This is a genomic window from Novosphingobium sp. IK01 (assembly GCF_033242265.1).
Lineage (GTDB): Bacteria > Pseudomonadota > Alphaproteobacteria > Sphingomonadales > Sphingomonadaceae > Novosphingobium > Novosphingobium pituita.
The window spans coordinates 2,929,039-2,942,693 of record NZ_BTFW01000001.1 but is presented as its reverse complement, the minus strand read 5'-3'; the positions used below and the strand labels follow the sequence as shown (position 1 = coordinate 2,942,693).

12 protein-coding genes are annotated in these 13,655 nt (G+C 63.7%); 9 read left to right on the top strand and 3 right to left on the bottom strand.

What is annotated here, in order from left to right:
- The first annotated feature begins 86 nt into the window (after nucleotides 1-86).
- Both SBI20_RS13510 and SBI20_RS13505 read left to right on the top strand, forming a co-directional pair.
- Entirely contained in the window at nucleotides 87-356 is a 270-nt protein-coding gene (locus SBI20_RS13510; protein ID WP_317975517.1) for a hypothetical protein, read from the top strand.
- 135 nt (nucleotides 357-491) lie between these two features.
- Nucleotides 492-1,109, top strand: coding sequence for a recombinase family protein (locus SBI20_RS13505; protein WP_317975516.1), 618 nt, complete (start codon nucleotides 492-494; stop codon nucleotides 1,107-1,109).
- On the opposite strand, the gene SBI20_RS13500 is transcribed toward SBI20_RS13505, so the two are convergent.
- Nucleotides 1,096-1,317, bottom strand: coding sequence for a hypothetical protein (locus SBI20_RS13500; RefSeq protein ID WP_317975515.1), 222 nt, complete (start codon nucleotides 1,315-1,317; stop codon nucleotides 1,096-1,098). The genes SBI20_RS13505 and SBI20_RS13500 overlap by 14 nt on opposite strands.
- Before the next feature lie 80 nt (nucleotides 1,318-1,397).
- Here SBI20_RS13500 and SBI20_RS13495 point away from each other — a divergent pair, with 80 nt between their 5' ends.
- On the top strand, nucleotides 1,398-1,613 hold the full coding sequence (locus tag SBI20_RS13495; protein ID WP_317975514.1) for a hypothetical protein: 216 nt from the start codon (nucleotides 1,398-1,400) through the stop codon (nucleotides 1,611-1,613).
- Nucleotides 1,614-2,327: 714 nt separating this feature from the next.
- Here the strand turns inward: SBI20_RS13495 and SBI20_RS13490 are convergent.
- Nucleotides 2,328-3,314 (bottom strand): TauD/TfdA family dioxygenase, encoded by a 987-nt coding sequence (locus SBI20_RS13490; protein ID WP_317975513.1) that lies wholly within the window; start codon nucleotides 3,312-3,314, stop codon nucleotides 2,328-2,330.
- Between the two features lie 98 nt (nucleotides 3,315-3,412).
- On the opposite strand from SBI20_RS13490, the gene SBI20_RS13485 reads away from it, so the two are divergent.
- Complete coding sequence (locus SBI20_RS13485) at nucleotides 3,413-4,321, top strand: LysR family transcriptional regulator (RefSeq protein WP_317975512.1); 909 nt, start codon at nucleotides 3,413-3,415, stop codon at nucleotides 4,319-4,321.
- 32 nt (nucleotides 4,322-4,353) lie between these two features.
- Here SBI20_RS13485 and SBI20_RS13480 read toward each other — a convergent pair whose 3' ends face one another.
- Nucleotides 4,354-5,013 (bottom strand): pyridoxamine 5'-phosphate oxidase family protein, encoded by a 660-nt coding sequence (locus SBI20_RS13480; RefSeq protein ID WP_317975511.1) that lies wholly within the window; start codon nucleotides 5,011-5,013, stop codon nucleotides 4,354-4,356.
- A gap of 88 nt (nucleotides 5,014-5,101) precedes the next feature.
- Here SBI20_RS13480 and pdxR point away from each other — a divergent pair, with 88 nt between their 5' ends.
- The 5 genes from pdxR to SBI20_RS13455 all read left to right on the top strand — a co-directional run bounded on the left by pdxR (nucleotide 5,102) and on the right by SBI20_RS13455 (nucleotide 13,654).
- Nucleotides 5,102-6,565 (top strand): MocR-like pyridoxine biosynthesis transcription factor PdxR, encoded by a 1,464-nt coding sequence (gene pdxR, locus SBI20_RS13475; RefSeq protein ID WP_317975510.1) that lies wholly within the window; start codon nucleotides 5,102-5,104, stop codon nucleotides 6,563-6,565.
- Nucleotides 6,566-6,854: 289 nt separating this feature from the next.
- A complete protein-coding gene (locus SBI20_RS13470; RefSeq protein WP_317975509.1) occupies nucleotides 6,855-8,582 on the top strand; it encodes an ATP-binding cassette domain-containing protein in 1,728 nt (575 codons plus the stop codon).
- A 26-nt stretch (nucleotides 8,583-8,608) separates the two neighbouring features.
- Nucleotides 8,609-9,700, top strand: coding sequence for an HlyD family secretion protein (locus SBI20_RS13465; RefSeq protein ID WP_317976139.1), 1,092 nt, complete (start codon nucleotides 8,609-8,611; stop codon nucleotides 9,698-9,700).
- Complete coding sequence (locus SBI20_RS13460; RefSeq protein WP_317975508.1) at nucleotides 9,700-11,166, top strand: TolC family protein; 1,467 nt, start codon at nucleotides 9,700-9,702, stop codon at nucleotides 11,164-11,166. Before SBI20_RS13465 ends, SBI20_RS13460 begins: the two co-directional genes overlap by 1 nt.
- A 271-nt stretch (nucleotides 11,167-11,437) precedes the next feature.
- A complete protein-coding gene (locus SBI20_RS13455) occupies nucleotides 11,438-13,654 on the top strand; it encodes a TonB-dependent siderophore receptor (RefSeq protein WP_317975507.1) in 2,217 nt (738 codons plus the stop codon).
- The last annotated feature ends 1 nt before the right edge of the window (nucleotide 13,655 follow it).

Genomic DNA, 13,655 nt, shown 5'->3' with positions numbered 1-13,655 from the left:
AATTTCGTTCGTCGGTAAGTTTTAATAAGCGCAAAGAAAGGATTCTGCAATTTATATGGAAAGAGTTGATATCTTAAAAATATGCGGTGATCATCATGGCTAGGCGCTTTAACTGGGATGCCCACCGTTACAGGAAGCGCAACGGCCCTCTTATTAGTAAAGAGGAGGACCGTGATAATAAGTTGAAGGCGCAGAAGCTTAAAGAAAGGGTGGCCAAAGGGCACAAATCGCCCCAAGCGCACCTCCACGGGCCAGTCCGCCATCTCTCTCCTGAAGAAATCGCCGCATGGGCTGCGGAAAATGGCTATACTGTGAAATCCCCCAAGGGCCCGGCCAATGACAATCCTTCGGGATGATTTGCCGCCTTGGTGAGGGCTGCAAAACGATTTCAAGGCTGGGGCATTCGGACTGTGTCCCAGTCGTGGATTCTTTAAATTATTCAATCAAAATAAATGCTTGATTCATTTTTGGACTAAGGAGATTATCCCTGAATGATCAAACGCATTGCCATCTACACGCGCGTCTCAACGGACCAGCAGACCACCGAGAACCAGCGCCGCGAACTGCTCACCGTGGCTGAACGCAATGGCTGGGAAGTGGTCGCCGAGTTCACCGATCAAGGGATCAGCGGTGCAAAAGGAAGGGAACAGCGTCCCGGGTACGATGCCCTCATGAAGGCTATCGCCCGCAAAGAAATTGATATGGTGGCAAGCTGGGCCGTGGATCGTCTGGGACGCTCATTGCAAAACCTCGTTGGCTTTCTCACTGAGATCAACGCCAAAGGGGTGGACCTTTACCTGCACCAGCAAGCCCTTGATACAAGCACGCCCAGCGGACGTGCCATGTTCGGCATGCTGTCCGTGTTCGCCGACTTCGAACGCGAGATGATCCGCAGCAGGATCATGGCAGGCCTTCAGCGCAGTACCAAGAAGGCTGGCCGTAAACCACTCGATCCCGAGAAGGTCGCCCGGATCAAGCGTTCCCTCATCGACAAAATTTCTATCAACGAAACGGCACGGAAACTCCGGGTCGGTGTTGGTACCGTACATCGTATCAAGGTCCAGATGTGTGCCGAAGCCTCCGCCGGGGTGGAGGTCAGGCCGGGCTGATCTCCTCGTTCACCTCGACACCGGCATTTCTCTCCCGATGATCAAGGGCCTCTTCCAGCAACAGGCGGATAAAATCACCCTGACGCATCTTACCGCGCAGGGCGTCGATACGCGCCTTGGTGCCTTCGCGCGCCCGGAAGTGGATGGCTTCATCAAAGATCTTGGGTTTCGTCACGTAGAAACGAATAGCGGTATCGGTTTCTATCATCCAGCCCTCATCGATACGAGATTGACGCGCATAAGTGATACCGCTTATCCTTAAGCGATACCGCTTAAGGAAGGCAAGGCATGACCGATGATCCCCACCTCAATCTGTCCGATGATATGATCCGCGAGCTTGCACAGAGACTTGCTGACCACCTGCGTGTGGAACTGGGGGATCGGTTGATCCCCTTCCAGCGGGCATATGCCACGGCCCGCGATCTCGAACGCCAATATCAAAAAAATATCGAAGGCGATGCCGAGGCCCTGCTCGGCCCCTTCGCCAGTCCTAGGAAGCGCTGAAACGGAAAAAATGTTCGCCCCATGCCCAGCCTTCACAAGGCCATGATCCAGCCGAGGATATCATTCCTGCCCCCAAATCACTTGCGTGGAGATCAACGCCCCGGTCTCTGCCGGAAGGCCTATGGCAAAAATTATGGGCCAGCAGTGACCCGGAATCATCGCAAGCGCTGGATCATACCGCCAAGGGCAGCGATGATCCCGATCAGATATCCCGAAGCCATGCGATGAACTGATCGGCGGTCATGGGCTCGGATGGGGCAGCCGCACCAGCCTGCCCGATCAAAGAAACCAAATCTTCCGGCAGTTCGACGCCCTGACAGATCGGGCAGTCTGAACCTTCGTTCCTTGCGCACATCGTTCCACTCCCGCTCCCCTGAGCGCCTCCCCATCATGCCCCATGGTCGTAGCCCGTTTATGCCCTTGCGGGCCTATGCCACCATCGAGTCCATGACCAACCATAACGCTGATCCGGACGCCATAATGACCGACTTCGCATCATCCTCAAAACCCTTCCCGGATCGCCAAAAAACGATGCCCAAAAGGGGCAAAAATGATCCGGTTCAAGGAGTTGCTTTCTCGAACCCAGCAGGGCTCACCACCACCACCTCAGAACGGCACAATTTGCTCGCCGGGAAGCGAAACAATTTCTGCCTTCGGGGGAACTGCGGGCTGGCACAGGTATGCCCGCAGTTCACATGAGATTGGCCGGGCGCGTCAGGCGGGAACGGCCACCCGGGCCGCGATTCCGTTTCGTCCGGGAAAGTCCGGGGCAAGTTCGCGAGGCTCGGCCATCTTCAGCCAGAGGCGCAGCAACTTGCGCCGTTCATGCGGCGTTTCGTGGTCCTCGAAACCCGTGCGCGAGTGGAGCACCGCGTAGTTGTTCGCAAACTGGATGTCGCCTGCTTCCAGAAGCATATCGAGGCGCAAGTCCGGCTCCGCAAGGATGCTGTCGAACAGATCGAGCGCTTCCATTTCGATCCGCGACAGCGGAAGACCGCGCAGATCATGCCCCAGTTCGATATATTGGCGCATGTAGCGGCAGCTCAGCTTGCCGGCGTTGTACGAGAATATCGGCGAAAGGCTGGGAAGCGCCTCGCCCAGGTGCGCAAAATAGAACGGCTTGTAGAACAGCGCGAGGTATTCCGGGTAATCCCGCAGGATCCGGTTGTAGATTGCCGCGACGCTGATGAGGCTGCTCACCCCGCCTTCCTTCGCTTTTCTGAGTGAAAGCAGGCCGACGACGTCCGAAAGGTCCGAATGATAGGGAAGGTAGGCGTTGGTCTGATAGACGCGCGTCTTGCGGTCCCCCTTGTCGCCCACGTTGATCACTTCGGCGATCAGTTCTCCGCCTTCATTCTGGGTGACCGGAATCCCCATGTGCAGGCCCATGCCATAGTACACGATGGCCATCTCGTCTTCGCTGTACCGTTCGGCGGGCAGGCCGCGAAGCGCCAGAAAGCCCTGACCATGCTGCAATTCGGCGACATAGGTGGAAAGCTCATCCTCGACGCCGTGGAGAGGGAAGTCCGCCTTGCCGAAGCCGGGCGCCCGCAGGCCTCTGGCCTTCACATGCTCAAGCGCGCCCTGCAAGGCAGCCAGCAATCGGGGGGAAAGGAAACGCAAGTAGCCGCGCGCATTCAGCTCAGCGCCGGTCCACGCTTCAGCCCCCAGGATCGGTTTCTTGAGAAGAAGGCTCGTCATTGGTCACCTGTGTCGGAAGTTTTCGGAGCCGCATCATGCTTCGATAAGAAGAATGGTTTCCAATAGCGAAATTTTCGATTGCATTATAAGACCAGTTTATGATGCCAGACCTCAACCTCCTGCTGGTGTTCGATGCGCTGATGCTTGAGCAGCACGTTGGGCGTGCCGCGCGCCGTCTGCATCGCTCGCAACCCGCGGTCAGCCAGGCCCTCGCGCGTCTGCGCGACTTGTTCGGAGACCCGCTGTTCACCCGCCATGCACGCGGCCTGACCGCGACTGCGCGCGCGAAACAGCTCTGGGCCGAAATTCAGCCCCCCTTGCAACGCCTGAACGATTCTCTCTCGCCCCAGACGTTCGATCCGTCAAACGCCCGGCTGAACCTGACGTTCGGCGCGGCCGAAGACGTGGAATTGCTGTTGCTTCCCGAACTGATGGCCGAATTGCGCCAGAAGGCACCCGATGCGCGTTTCGATGTGCAGCCCACTGATTGGCAAGTCGTTGACGATGATCTCCTGCGCGGCAAGTTCGACATCGCCTTCACCATCGCGCCGGACGGTCCGGCCGGAATTCGGCGCGAGTCCCTCATGGTCACGGGGTTTTCCTGCCTCTACGATCCGGTCGAGGTGACGCCTCCCGATCCCGCCCTGAACTGGTACCTTGGATCAGAGCATGTGATTGTCACTTTCTCCGATGCAAGGCCGACTTTCATCAGCGATTATTTCCGCAGTATCGGGCGCCCGCGCCTCAGGGCCGTTTCGACGCGCAACATCCTCGCCACGCCATACTATGTCGCCGGAAGCAAGGCGGTAGCGACAATGCCGACACCGCTCGCTACCCTCTTTGCCGCACAATTCGGTCTGGCGACCATCCCCCTGCCACTGGCTGCGTGGCAGATCGATTATTCGATGCTCTGGCCCCAAAGGCGGGCTGCGGATCGCAGCTTTCAATGGGTGCTCGACGAGATACGCCGGTGGGCCTTGCTGCGGGAGGGCCAGACCACGGCCTGAACAGGCCGCTTCATCCTGCCTCCCCCGCCTCGTCATTCGGCGAATTTGCGGCGGGCGGCGGCCAGGGAGGCCGGTTCGGGCAGGCCTTCGGGGGTATGGTTGTCGGCGATGCCGCGGCCAAGAGCCGTTACGACCGGAACCACGCCAGACCACAGCCCCAGGGTCAGGTCGTCTTCGTCGTCGACCGGGGGGCCGGTGCGGATCTTGGCGGAAGCGGTCTCGATTTCCAGGGCGACAACGCCGGTGGCCTTGCGTTCCTTGGGCAGCATGGGGCGCACTTCGCCGTAGCGGCCCGGCAGGAGATGTTCGGTGATCAGTTGCAGCGCGTGGTCGTGCTCGGCGGCATCCTCAACGGCCCGTGCATGGCCATGGACAATCGCGCAACGATAATTGACCGAATGGTGAAAGGCCGACCGCGCGGCCACGATGCCGTCGAGGATCGTCACCGACAGGCACAAGGGCGCCGCATCGCGGCACAGCTTGACGAAGCGCGTCTTCGAGGCCCCGTGCAGGTAGAGGCATGCCCCATCGCGGGCATAGGCCAGCGGTACCGTCATCGGGCGGCCATCGGCAATGAACGACAAGTGACCGACCAGCCCCGCATCCAGAATCGCATGGACAGTGGGGGCATCGTAGTGAGCACGCATAGAATAGCGGATGCGGGCGTAGGCGGGAAGCGGGTCGGTGGCCATGCGGGTCTCCAATGCAGCAAGCGGCTTGATGAAGCCCGGTGATGCCGCCTAACCTGGTATTCCGTAAGATCCACAAACTGGCATTTTCATGGAACCACTTACTCTCCTCCAGTTCACCCGCCCCGATCCCGGACGGACCGAAACACTGGTCAGCCAGATCTATGCCGATTTGCGCACGGGGATGACCAGCGGCGCGATCCCCGTCGGCACGCGCCTGCCATCCAGTCGGCGGGCTGCCGCTATTCTGGGGGTTTCGCGCAACACGGTGAACACCGCCTACGACCTGTTGCGCGCCGAAGGGCTGGTCGAGATCGCCCTCCAGCGGCGCCCTGTGGTAACGGGCGGATCGGCCATGCCGGTGGTCGACATGCGCGCAGCACCTCTCGCGCCCACGCCCCCTCGTGTGGCCTCGAACTGGACCTGCGACCATCGCGAGCCCTGTTTCATCGACCGCAATGGCGCGATGGCGCCCGGTCGGCCCGATCCGGCGCTGTTCCCGCATGAAGCCTGGGCGCGCACCTTGCGCCGCGCCTCGCGCCATAGGCTGGCGGCGGGGGATTTCGCCCCCCCTTCCTCCCCGCCCTCCCCCTCCCTGCCAGCCCTGCGCGAGGAACTCGCCCGTGGACTTGCCCGCGACCGCGGGATGACGGTCGATCCCTCGCAGATCATCATCACTGGCGGCACGCAGGCTTCACTCGCGCTCGTTGCGCTGGTGCTGGCACGGCCGGGCGACAGGGTGTTGATGGAAGACCCCGGCTACATGGGCGCTCGGGCCGCAATGCTCGGCGCGGGACTTGTCCCCGAACCGATGCCACTCGACGAGGAAGGCGCGCGCGTGCCGCCAGCAGGCGACAGGGCCAGGCTCGTCTACCTCACCCCGTCGAACCAGTATCCGCTCGGGCACAGGCTGTCGCTGGCGCGGCGCCTTGCCTTCATCGACCATGCCCGGCGCACGGGCGCGATCATCCTCGAAGACGATTACGACAGCGAGTTCCACTGGCGCGGGCGCGAGATCGCCGCGATGCATGCCCTGGGCTCCGGGCGAGAGGTCATCTATCTGGGTACGACCTCAAAGGCGCTCGCCCCGACCCTGCATCTGGCCTGGATGGTCGTTCCGACCGAACTGGTAAAACCGTTCACGCAGGCGCAGCGCAATCTGGGCATGATGGCCAATCTCCAGATACAGGCCGCCTATGGCGACTGGCTGGCCAGCGGCGAGTACCGCGCCCACTTGCGCCGGATAAGCCGCTGTTATGCCCGGCGCGGAGCCATGCTGGCCGAGCGGCTGCGAGAGGCCTTTGGCAAGAGAGTCTCGCTGCATGGGCCTGACGGTGGCCTGCAACTGGCGCTGGTGTTCCGGGCCGGACAGGACGAGGACGCTGCGCTTCAGGCGCTGCATGCCGCCGGATTTTCACCATCCCGGTTATCCGCCTTGTGCCTTCAGGCCGGGATGACCGGGCTGGTGATCGGCTTTGCCGATGCGACGGAGCAGAAAATCACGCGCTTTTGCGACACGCTGGCCGCCAGTTTTGCCGGGGCAGAAACACCCTGAAACCGGCCATCCCGTCCGCATCTGTGGGCGGACAGAAGCCCCCTGCCCGCGTGCTCTGCCTCGCGCGTTCTACCTCGCGCGCCCTGCCTCGCCACCACCACCCAAACGGCCTTGTGTGTCCTGCCAGACATGGAACGTGATCGTTGCGTAAGCAAAGACGTCTGCATTTTTGGCGTCTGGTGAAGAAGTGTTGCTGGCCAGCACAGCGTGCCATCCCGGTTTGCATCGCCCCCGGAATTGTGGCTGACCGGGCCCATGCGGATGAAATGGATTGAAACAGGGGCGCGCCGTGGCGAGTGAGAACATCGGCCTGCGTCAGGCGGTCGCCTGGCTGAGGGAGATCGTCGGGCCTGACCGGGCCTATATCAACTTGTGCATCGTCTATTCGATGGCGATCAGCCTGCTCTCGCTGGCCACGCCCATCTCGGTGCAACTGCTGATCAATTCGGTGGCGCGCACCGCGCTGGTGGCGCCCTTGTGGATCCTCTCGGGGGTTCTGCTGGCACTGCTGCTGGTGGTGGCCGGGCTCAGTTCGATGCGGCTCTATATCCTTGCCCTGTTCGAGCGGCGCCTGTTCGCCCGCGTCGTGGCCGAGATCACCGTGCGCACGGTCCATGCCCAGAACCCGTTCTTCGTGGACGAAAGCCGCAGCAGCTTGTTCAACCGCTATTTCGACACCGCGATCATCCAGAAATCGGTGCCCAGTCTGGTGATCGGCGCCTTTACCATCGTGCTGCAAGGCGCGGTGGGGCTGATGGTGACGAGTTTCTACCACCCGTTCTTCCTCGCCTTCAACCTGATCCTCGTGCTCGCGTGCCTGGCGATCTGGCTGATCTGGCGCCGGGGGGCGATTGCCGGCTCGGTCGGGGTCAGCCATGCCAAGCACAATGCCGCGCAGTGGCTGGAAAGTCTGGGCGGCTCCAACGGCTTCTACAAGTCGGCCCGCCACTTCGACTTTGCGATGGACCGCTCCGAAGCGGTGACCGCCGACTATATCCGCGCGCATCGCTGCTTCTTCCGCTACAGCTTTGCCCAGACGCTCGCCTATTTCCTCGTCTATGCCTTTGCCGCCTCCGCGCTGCTGGCGCTGGGGGGCAATCTCATTCTGGCGGGCGAGCTGTCGATCGGCCAGCTGGTCGCCGCCGAGCTGATCCTGTCGGGCGTGTTCTACGGGATCTACCAGCTCGGCTCCTACCTCGACGTGTTCTACGATCTGGTGGCCAGCGCCGAGGAACTGTCGCAAGTCTTCGCGATCCCGCAGGAACGCAGCGGCGGCAGCGGGCAGGCCCCGGCCGACGGCGCGGTGCGCTTCCGCGAGGTCGAGATCGGCGAGAACAGGATCGGTCTCGCCCGCCTCGACTTCGAGATCGCCAGCGGCGAACAGATCGTCTTTGCCGCAGCACCGGGCATCGAGAACGAGGTCGCCCTGCTGCTCAAGCGCCATCACACACCCCATGCCGGGATCGTCTCGATCGGCGGCAGCGAACTGGGCAGCCTCGATTCCTACCTGCTGCGCTCGGCGGTCACCGTGCTCAGCCGCCCGACCATCGTCGACATCACCATCCGCGAATTCCTCGCCCTGGCCTGCGGCGGCACCCCGGACAGCGTGCGGATCATGCAGGCGCTCGATCTGGTCGGGCTGGGCAGCCGCATTGCCAGCCTGCCCACCGGGCTCGACACCCGCCTTGCCGCCTCCGGCTCGCCCCTTTCGATTGTCGAGGTCATGCAGCTCAAGCTTGCCAATGCCGTGCTCGCGCGGCCCCATGTCCTGCTGCTTTCGCCGCTCTACGACATGATGCCCATCGCCGCGCTCCGGGCCACGCTGGACGAATTCCGGGCCATGGGAACGACCGTCCTGCTCAGCACCGGGCGCCCCGAAGCCCTCGATACCGATGGCCACGCCGACGGCGGAAAGGGCCCCGACGCCTGGTACTGGCTGGGCAGACACGCCCAGCACCGCTTCACCAGCCGGGCCGATCTCGCCCGCTTCCTCGCCGAACGGGAGCGCCGCGCATGACCGGCCAGAACAGCACGAGCTCCGAAATGCCGCTCGAAGCCGCGCAGATGGCGCACTTCCCCTCACTCGCCCGGCTCCGTCCGCCGCGCATCATCAGGACGGTCGCCTGGCTGATCGTGCTGGGAATCGCGCTGGCCATCGCGATCCTGTTCGTGCCCTGGCTCCAGACCGCCGAAGGGCGAGGGCAAGTGACAACCCTCAACGCCGACGACCGCGCCCGGCAGGTCTCCTCGCTGGTGAGCGGGCGCGTCGAGGAATTTTACGTGCAGGATGGCGATTTCGTCAAAAAGGGCGATCCCATCGTCCGCGTGGTCGATGTCGACCCCGACCTGCTCGACCGGCTGGCGGGTGAAAAGGCGCAAGTCGAGGCCCAGATCGCCGCCGTCGAACAGGCCCGCTCGACCGCCGCGATCGACGTGGCGCGCACCCTGCAACTCTATCGCGAGGGGCTGGCCGCCCGCCGCGACTACGAACAGACGCTGATCAAGGTCGCCGATGCGGGGGCCAAGCTTGCCGAATCGCGTGCCAAGCTCCAGCAGATCAAGGTCAAGCTCGCGCAGAGTTCCGCCCAGCTCGTCCGCGCGCCGCGTGACGGTCGCGTGCAGAACCTCAACGCCGCCTCGGGGGGCGCGCTGATTGGGTCGGGCACCGTACTGGCCACGATTGCGCCCGAACATGTCGAGCGCGCGGTCGAACTCTATGTCGATGGCCGCGACATCCCGCTGGTCGAGGCCGGACGCGCCGTCCGCCTCGAATTCGAAGGCTTCCCGGCGATCCAGTTCAGCGGCTGGCCCTCGTTCGCGGTGGGGATCTATGATGGCCGCGTGCGCGCGGTCGATCCGACCCCGCGCGGCGACGGCCTGTTCCGCGTGCTGGTCGAACCCGCGCCGGGCAAGACCCCGTGGCCCGACCTGCGCTTCGTGCGTCAGGGCGGCAAGGTGCTGGGCTGGATTCAGGGCGACACGGTGACGGTCGGCTACGAACTCTGGCGCCAGCTCAACGACTTCCCGCTCAACTTCGGGCAGGAAAAAGTCGGCTACGGGCAAGACCAGAAGGCGGGCGGCGCCAAGGCCGATGGCGGCAGCAAGGGCGCAGGCACGGGCGAGAAGAAGAAGTGATGATGCTTCCAGCCCGCTTCCTCCCCCTGCTGGCGCTGTCCGCGAGCCTCTGCCTTGCGCCCGCGCAGGCCGAAACCATCCCGGCTGTCCTGCCCGGTGGCGAACTCGTGGCCACCCCCGGCCAGAGCGCCACGCCGCTCCTGCTCGACGAAGTGCTGGCCTCTTCGGCCCGCGCCACGCCCGACATCATCGCCGCGCTGGCCCGCACCCGGCAGGCCGAAGGGCGCTCGCTGACCGCCGACGGCGCCTTCGACACCGTGTTTTCAGTCGATGCCCGCAGCCGCGTAGCAGGCTATTACGACGGCACCGAGGTCACCGGCCTTGCCGACACCCCGTTTGCCAACAACGGCGGCCATTTCTACGGCCAGTACCGCAATTCGCGCGGCGCGTTTCCGGTCTACGAGGACAAGGCCTACACCAACGAGGCGGGTGAATTCAAAGTCGGCGTACTCTATTCGCTGATGCGCGACCGCCTGATCGACGCCCGCCGCGCCGGGCGCAGCATGGCCGCCAACGACATCGACATCGCCCGCTTCGAAGCCCGCGCCACCAGCATCGGCGTTCAGGCCCGCGCCACGCAGGCCTACCAGAAATGGGTCGCCACGGGGCTGAAACTCAAGGCCTATCAGGCGCTCTACGATCTGGCCGCCCGGCGGGGCCGGGGCATCGGCCGTCAGGTCGTACTGGGCGCCAAGCCCGACATCCTGCTGACCGAAAACGAAGCCAACATGGTCAAGCGCGAGGCGCTCGTGCTCGCTGCCCGTCAGGACTTCCTCGACGCGGCCAACAAGCTCTCGCTCTACTTCCGCGACGATCAGGGCGCGCCGGTGATCGTCGATGCCAGCCGCCTCCCCCCCGATGCCAGCGCCTTTTCCGGCCTGCGCCTCGACCCGGTGTTCACCATCGAGAACCGGCCCGATTTCGGCATCCTGATGGAAGAAATCGATCAGGCCGGGATCAAGCTGGCGCTCGCCCGCAACGAATTGCGCCCCAAGCTCGACCTCAAGGGCGAAATCGCCAAGGACATCGGCCCCGAGGGACTGGGCGGCCACAGCCGCACCGCCACCGAAGTGATCATGGGCATCAGCCTCAAGATCCCGCTGCAAAACCGCAAGGCCAGGGGCAAGCTCGCCGAAACGCAAGCCAAGCTCGACGAGCTTTCGATCAAGCAGCGCTATCTCGGCGAAAAGATCCGCGCCGAAGTGGCGGGCATCGGCATCGAGGTCGAAACCGCGCGCAAGCTCGTCGACACGACCCTGCGCCAGCGCGACCTTGCCGGGAAACTGGCGCAGGCCGAGCGCCGCCGCTTCGAGCTGGGATCGAGCGACTTCTTCCTCGTCAACCAGCGCGAGGAAGCCTCCACCGACGCCGAAGTCAAGCTGATCGAGGCCCGCGCGCGCATCGCTGCCGCCCATGCGGAACTGGCCGCCGCGACCGCCGACGAAGGCGCGCTCAGGCTGCAATAGCGGTCTGTTTTCAGAGACAAACAGAAAAAGGGATATCGAAGGGGGCATCGCCCCCTTCACCCCATTATCTTTGGCTGGCGCCGTGCCATGGGCCACGGCGGGTTTCGCAGCGGGCATCTGTCACTGGAGCGTGCCTTTCCGTTTATGACTTGCACATGAGAATGACTCTCATTAGTTGACCTGCCATTCAGGCAGCCGGGCACCGCCACGGCATCCCTTCATCGCGGATCAAGGCGCGATGCAACGGGACAAGGTTGACAAGGACAAGATCATGCACGCTCGTTTGAGGGGTTTCGGGAAAATTGGCGCCGGCCTGATGCTGTCGGCCTCGCTGCTGGCGCTCGGCGCTCCTGCGCGCGCCGCAGAATCCTCCGATGCAGCCAGCCCCGAAAGCGCCTCGGGCGACAGTGAAGGCCAGATCGTCGTGCGCGGGCTTCACGATGACATGGAATCGCTCGCCGCTACCAAGTCTCCCCTCCCCATCGCCGAAACCCCGCAATCGATCAGCGTGGTCACCGCCGACGACATTGCCCGGCTGGGCCTTGCCAATCTCAACCAGTCTTTGCGTTATGTCGCCGGGATCACCCCCGAAACGCGCGGGGCCAGCGCCGAAGTCTACGACCAGTTCAAGCTGCGCGGCTTCGATGCGCCGGTCTATCTCGACGGGCTGAAGCAATTCGCCAGCGCCTCGGGCTATGCCTCGCCGCAAGTCGACATGTCGCGCCTCGATTCCATCGAGGTGGTCAAGGGGCCCGCCTCCGCGCTCTATGGCCAGTCGAGCCCCGGCGGTCTCGTGGCGATGAGCAGCAAGCTCCCGCTCGACGAGGCGTTCTATGGCGCGGCTTCGGCCACGTATGGGTCCTACAACCTCTATCGCGTCGATGCCGATGTCGGCGGCAAGCTGTCCGATGCGGTCAGCGTGCGCCTCTATGGCAGCGCCAACGGCGCCGATACCCAGCAATATTACGGCAGCCGCGCACGCCAGACGCTCAGCGGCGCGGTCACCTTCAAAATCGACCCGGCCACCACCCTGACCGTGCTCGGCGCATGGTCGCACGATCCCAAGAACGGCAACTACAGCGGCGCGCCCGGCTATGGCACGCTGTTCGACAACCCCAACGGCAAGATCGACACCCGCTATGCCGATGGCGAACCGAGCAACTATTTCCGCCGCAATCAGGAAGCGGGAACCTACATCCTGACCCACGATTTCGGCGCCAGCTGGCATTTCCGGGCCAGTGGCCGCTACCAGCATGTCGATACCGATCTGGGCGCGATCTATGAAACCGGCGTTCCGGCCGATGCGGCCATGGCGCAATTTGCCCGCGCCAGCTACGCCACCCACGAAACCCTCGACAACTGGACCTTCGACCACCAGCTTTCGGGCACGTTCACAACCGGCCCGGTCCGGCACGCGTTGCTCGTCGGCGTCGATTACCAGACCGCCCACTCGTTCGAGGCCGCCGCCTTCGGCACCGCGCAGCCGATCAATGCCTATGATCCGGTCTATGGCACCCAGCAGGCGCCCACCTCGCCCTACACCGTGCCCGGCTACACCCCCGGCGCCTATGCCGACGTCACCACTTACAACATCCGCCAGCACCAGACCGGCATCTATGCCCAGGACACGATGAGCTGGGGCGGCCTGCGCCTGATGCTCTCGGGCCGTCACGACTGGGCCAGCATCCGCAGCGGCACCGACAGCCAGACCGACCGCAAGTTCACCGGGCGCGCGGGCCTGCTCTACAAGACCTCCTTCGGCCTCGCGCCCTATGTCAGCTATGCCACCTCGTTCGAGCCGCAAAGTGCCAGACTCGCCACCGGGGGCCTTGCCCGCCCCTCGCTGGGCAAGCAGGTCGAAGTCGGCGCCAAGTTCCAGCCCAATGGCTCCGCGATCCTCGTCACTGCGGCCTGGTTCCACATCGAGCAGACCGGCGTCGTCACCACCAATCCGGTCACCTTCCTCTCTTCGCAAAGCGGCAAGTATCGCTCCGAAGGCTTCGAGATCGAAGCCAGGGCCCCGCTGCCCTATGGCTTTGCCCTGCGCGCGGCCTACAGCCACCAGCGCGTGCGCGACGTGGCCGACGATGACGCGCGCTATGTCGGCGGCGGCCTGATCGGCGCGGGCGACGGCAATCTGGCGGTCAACCTCGACTGGACGGCGCGCAGCGGCCCGCTCAAGGGCCTGAATCTGGGCGCGGGCCTGCGCCATGTCGACGGGGTCTATGGCGGGGTCTTCGACCAGACGCTGACCGGCAATGCCTATCGCCAGTACTACACCCCGTCCTACACCCTCATCGACGCCATGGCCCACTACGATCTGGCCAACCTCGATCCGCGCCTGCAAGGCCTAAACCTTGCGCTCAACGTCACCAACCTGTTCAACAAGAAGTACCTGACCAGCTGCTATCTCTATCCGGCCTACAGCGCGTGGTGCTGGTATGGCCAGCGCCGCACGATCCAGGGCACCATCAGCTTCCGCTGGTGAG

Excerpts from the sequence above, each read along its gene's own strand:
- SBI20_RS13485 (WP_317975512.1), top strand. The coding sequence starts at position 3,413 with ATGATGCCAGACCTCAACCTCCTGCTGGTGTTCGATGCGCTGATGCTT.
- pdxR (WP_317975510.1), top strand. The coding sequence starts at position 5,102 with ATGGAACCACTTACTCTCCTCCAGTTCACCCGCCCCGATCCCGGACGG.
- SBI20_RS13505 (WP_317975516.1), top strand. The coding sequence starts at position 492 with ATGATCAAACGCATTGCCATCTACACGCGCGTCTCAACGGACCAGCAG.
- SBI20_RS13460 (WP_317975508.1), top strand. The coding sequence starts at position 9,700 with ATGATGCTTCCAGCCCGCTTCCTCCCCCTGCTGGCGCTGTCCGCGAGC.
- SBI20_RS13500 (WP_317975515.1), bottom strand. The coding sequence starts at position 1,317 with ATGATAGAAACCGATACCGCTATTCGTTTCTACGTGACGAAACCCAAG.
- SBI20_RS13495 (WP_317975514.1), top strand. The coding sequence starts at position 1,398 with ATGACCGATGATCCCCACCTCAATCTGTCCGATGATATGATCCGCGAG.
- SBI20_RS13465 (WP_317976139.1), top strand. The coding sequence starts at position 8,609 with ATGCCGCTCGAAGCCGCGCAGATGGCGCACTTCCCCTCACTCGCCCGG.
- SBI20_RS13490 (WP_317975513.1), bottom strand. The coding sequence starts at position 3,314 with ATGACGAGCCTTCTTCTCAAGAAACCGATCCTGGGGGCTGAAGCGTGG.
- SBI20_RS13480 (WP_317975511.1), bottom strand. The coding sequence starts at position 5,013 with ATGGCCACCGACCCGCTTCCCGCCTACGCCCGCATCCGCTATTCTATG.
- SBI20_RS13455 (WP_317975507.1), top strand. The coding sequence starts at position 11,438 with ATGCACGCTCGTTTGAGGGGTTTCGGGAAAATTGGCGCCGGCCTGATG.